2 protein-coding genes are annotated in these 2,777 nt (G+C 59.8%); both read right to left on the reverse strand.

Features of this window, described 5'->3' with window-relative positions; all coding sequences use genetic code 11:
- The coding region (locus VD811_03115) for a hypothetical protein (protein ID HXV19968.1) at positions 1–808 on the reverse strand (808 nt) is incomplete at its 3' end.
- A gap of 103 nt (positions 809–911) precedes the next feature.
- Positions 912–2,216 carry an aminotransferase class I/II-fold pyridoxal phosphate-dependent enzyme gene (locus VD811_03120; protein ID HXV19969.1) on the reverse strand — a complete coding sequence of 435 codons (1,305 nt, stop codon included), beginning with the start codon at positions 2,214–2,216 and terminating at the stop codon, positions 912–914.
- Between the last annotated feature and the right edge of the window lie 561 nt (positions 2,217–2,777).

A 2,777-nucleotide genomic window follows, 5' to 3' on the forward strand; every position in this document is an offset into this window, starting at 1 on the left:
CCAATTTCAACAGCGTCCGGCGGCAGAGACCAGCCTCAAGTTCCCGGTCGATCCATTGCGGCCGGTCCACGGCGGCCAGACAGTCAGCCACCTGGCCGGCGCGGTCGAGACGGTCTAGGCCCTGCTGAATGTTGCCCGATCCTCGACAACGGCCGAAAAGAGCTTCCAGCAAATCAAGCTCATGCAGCAGTAGAAGCCCCCTGGAGGAGGCACCGGCGGCAAAAATCCCCGTCAGTTCGGCGCGCACCCGCTCGGCGGCAACCGTTGGCAACAAGCCGGTCGCCTCGCGCATCCAGTTCAGGGTGCGGGGTTCTACTGCCAGTCCAAGGGCGGTGCAGTGGCGAACCCCTTTCAGAACGCGCAGGGGATCATCCTGAAAGACCCCCGATGAGCAGCCGCGCAGAAGGCCGCACTTGAGGTGAGAGAGCCCGCCGAGGGGGTCGATCAGGGGAGGCAGACCGTTGTCAGCCACGATGGGCAAGGCAAGAGCATTGATGGTGAAATCCCGCAACCGCAGGTCGCCGGCCAGATCTTCTGCCCGATAGGGGGCGAAATCATAGGTGAAAGAGATAGCTTCCAACTGCCTCGTCACCACCCGGCTTTGCCGTCTCTCATCGTCGAGCATGAACCAGTGTCCGCCGACCGCGGCAGCGAAATTTCTAGCCAGTTCCGTCGGGTCACAAGAAACAGCGAAGTCGAGATCAGCGACCGACCGGCCCAGTTGCCAGTCGCGCAGAGCGCCACCGACCAGAAAACATTCCACGCCGGGGGGCAGCAGCGACGCCAGCAGGGGGACGCGGGCCTGCACCAGAGTATTCCGAAGTCGGGAGAAATCCATAGTTCGGCTCGCTAAAAACAAGGGGCGGGTCCAAGACCCGCCCCTGCTCCGATCAGGTGACTGCCATCCGGTCTCAGACCAGGTCCTGAACTGCCTGGTAGATGATGTCGAAGAGTTCCTGGATATTCTCCTCGGCGATGCAGGAGAAGGCGATACGCAGGTCGGTCTTGCCGATGGAGATGGCGCCCACGCCGTACTTGTCGAGCAGGTGCACCCGCAATTTCTCGGCATCGACCTTCTTCACCTTCAGGCACATGAAGTAGCCGGAATTGAAGGGGTAGTAGGTCCAGGCGCCGTCGTACTTGCCGCTATCGAGAACCTGCTTGGTCTTCAGGGCGCGGCCCTTCATGACCTGGAACTTCTCTTCCTTCTGGGGGAGAAACTGGGGCGAGCGCAGCCCCTCGATGACGAAGGTCTGAGACGGGTGCGGGCAGTTGGAGATCTTCGCCCGGATGATGCCCATGGTCTTCTTCTCCAGGGCGGTCATGACCGGAGTGTTCTCGTAGCCGTGGCCGTCGGCGAAGGTGATGAAGCCGGTGCGGAAGCCCCAGACGAACTCTTCCTTGGTGGCGCCGTCGAGCTTGACGGCGAGGATGCGCGGGTGCAGGTTGGCCAGCTTGCCGAAGAGGGACTCCTTCAGGCAGTCCTCATAGAAAAGGCCGAAATAGGCGTCGTCGGTCACGGCGACGATGTTACAGCCGGACTCAGCCACCTCAAGAATGGCAGCCACCAGCGCATCCCCCTCGGCCACCGTCGGGGTGTAGCCGCTGGGATTGTTGGGGAAGTTAAGCAGCACCACGGCCTTGCCCTTCTCTTCGGCCGAGTTCTTCAGCACCGCCTTGAAGGCGTCGACGTCGTAGCCGCCGGTTTCGGTAAAAGTCGGATGCTTCTTGATGATGCCACCGTTGCAAGTGCCGAAGGTCAGGTTGTAGTTGCCCCAAAGCATGTCGGGGAGAACGACGTGGTCGCCGGCACCGACGAACATGTCGCCGAGGATCGACAGGCCGTGGGTCAGGGCATTCGTGACCACCGGGTTGCTGAAATGCTTCCCTTGCAGGCTGGGGTTCTCGCGCAGCATCTTCTCCCGCCAGAGCGAGCGCAGTTCAGGCTTGCCGGCCGGCGGGGCGTAGGGATAGATGTCCTTGGGGTCAAAAGCGGAGAGCTTGTCCTGGATGCACTGCAGGTACATCGGCCCGCCCTTTTCGGTGGCGATGCCGATGGTGGCGTTGAATTTGTGGGCTTTCTCCTTCGCTTCAGCGGACTGGGTCAGAATCCCTTTAGGGAAAAAGAGATTCTTGCCGAGATCGGAAAGCATCTCCAAAACATGCGGACTGTGCTGGGCAAGCAGGTCGTTCAGTTCGATTGCCAATGGGTTCATTCTATCCTCCCGAAGCGAGTGAATTGGCCGGATCTTCGGCCGCCAAGGGGGTATTTAAACAGGAGGATGCAGACCTGTCAACGGGAATATGGGAGGCGGCTCACGCAGAAGGGAAAATTCTTCAGGGATGCTCCGCTCGCGCCAGGGCGAAGGTCTTCTCCGCCTCGCCTTGTTGCTGGCAGCCGATACCTGCAAACAACATCGGCAAAAACAGAAATGAAAATATATTCTGAACAGGTCTAACCTACGTCTTTCTCCCCGTCTCGCTGCCCCTTCGAACTGGCGGGCATCACAAACTCCCACCTCCTTCAGATTGGTCGAATATATCAATTACTCCGCCACTTTCAAGTACAGACAACCGCAACAACGAGTTGGCACGAGACGGTTGCACCCCTCCGGCAGCCATGCTAACCTCGCCTCAGCTCAAGACCATTTCCCGGGAGGCCGTATGCTGTTCATCCAGATCATTCTGCCGGTCTTCCTGATCATCCTGTCCGGCTTCGTCCTCGAAAAGCTCGCCAGCCTCGACTTCCGGACCCTCACCTACTGCTCTCTCTACCT

This window comes from Desulfuromonadales bacterium, from assembly GCA_035620395.1.
Classification (GTDB): domain Bacteria; phylum Desulfobacterota; class Desulfuromonadia; order Desulfuromonadales; family DASPGW01; genus DASPGW01.

Coding starts and splice junctions, on each gene's coding strand:
- VD811_03120 (HXV19969.1), bottom strand. CDS start 2,216: ATGAACCCATTGGCAATCGAACTGAACGACCTGCTTGCCCAGCACAGT.